1 protein-coding gene is annotated in these 1500 nt (G+C 67.3%); it reads left to right on the forward strand.

Features of this window, described 5'->3' with window-relative positions:
- Positions 1-249 precede the first annotated feature (249 nt).
- Positions 250-1368 (forward strand): 3-deoxy-7-phosphoheptulonate synthase, encoded by a 1119-nt coding sequence (locus tag AC1D2E_RS35850; RefSeq protein ID WP_478201793.1) that lies wholly within the window; start codon positions 250-252, stop codon positions 1366-1368.
- Positions 1369-1500: the final 132 nt, after the last annotated feature.

Consider the following 1500-nt stretch of genomic DNA (forward strand, 5'->3'; position numbering starts at 1 on the left):
TCGCTGCCCCCCGAGGGGGCCGCAGGCCGCCTTGGGGCGGCCCGGCGCCGGCCTTTTCTGTGCTAAAGTTGCCGTCCATGTCCGCTTCCCGCGCTTATTACTTTGCCTACTTTTGGTTCCCGGTTCCCGGCGGACAAGAGGCGCGCGCGTAAGAGCAGCAGACAGCAAAACCTCCCAAAACCGCCGGTGCCTCAAGCCCGGCGGTTTTTTTTTGCCCCACGCCATCCAGACCCATCGAAGGAAGCACACATGAGCACGAAAGCCGCCCCGCCCAGCGACACCTGGCACGCGAACGTCGAGAAGACCAGCCGCACCGACGACGAACGCATCAAGGACATCACTGTGTTGCCCCCTCCCGAACATCTGATCCGCTTCTTCCCGATCGCGCGGACGCCGGTGGAATCGCTGATCACCGGCACCCGCCACGCGATCCACAAAATCATGGCCGGCAAGGACGACCGGCTCCTGGTGATCATGGGTCCCTGCTCGATCCACGACCCGGCCGCCGCGCTCGACTACGCGCGCCGCCTGAAGGCCGAGCGCGAGAAGCATGCGGGCACGCTGGAGATCGTGATGCGGGTCTACTTCGAGAAGCCGCGCACCACGGTGGGCTGGAAGGGGCTCATCAACGATCCCTACCTCGACGAAAGCTACCGCATCGACGAAGGGCTGCGGATCGCGCGCCAACTGCTGATCGACATCAATCGCATGGGCTTGCCGGCCGGCAGCGAATTCCTCGACGTGATCTCGCCGCAGTACATCGGCGACCTGATCTCCTGGGGTGCGATCGGGGCGCGCACCACCGAGAGTCAGGTGCACCGCGAACTGGCCTCCGGCCTGTCGGCGCCGATCGGCTTCAAGAACGGCACCGACGGCAACATCCGGATCGCCACCGACGCGATCCAGGCGGCGGCGCGCGGCCACCACTTCCTCTCGGTGCACAAGAACGGCCAGGTGGCGATCGTGCAGACCAACGGCAACCGCGATTGCCACGTGATCCTGCGCGGCGGCAAGGCGCCCAACTACGACGCCACCAGCGTCGCGGCGGCCTGCAAGGACCTCGAGGCCGCCAAGCTGCCGCCCCGGCTGATGGTCGACTGCAGCCACGCGAACAGCAGCAAGCAGCACCAGAAGCAGATCGACGTGGCGCGCGACATCGCGGACCAGATCGCGGGGGGCAGCCACAGCGTGTTCGGCCTGATGGTCGAGAGCCATCTGAAGGCCGGGGCGCAGAAGTTCACGCCGGGCAAGGATCCGATCGCGGCCCTGGAATACGGCCAGAGCATCACGGATGCCTGCCTGGGCTGGGAGGATTCGACCCAGGTGCTCGACATCCTCTCGCAGGCGGTCAAGAAGCGCCGGGGCTGATGTTGCCCCCACGCTGCTCCCCACTTGCGTGTGGGTCGCTGCCCCCCGAGGGGGTGCAGGCCGCCTTGGGGCGGCCCGGCGCCGGCCTGGATGGCCCCCACGCTCCCCCACTGCGTGTGGGTCGCTGCCCCC

It is taken from the genome of Variovorax sp. P1_H2, from assembly GCF_056405295.1.

Excerpts from the sequence above, each read along its gene's own strand:
- AC1D2E_RS35850 (WP_478201793.1), top strand. The coding sequence starts at position 250 with ATGAGCACGAAAGCCGCCCCGCCCAGCGACACCTGGCACGCGAACGTC.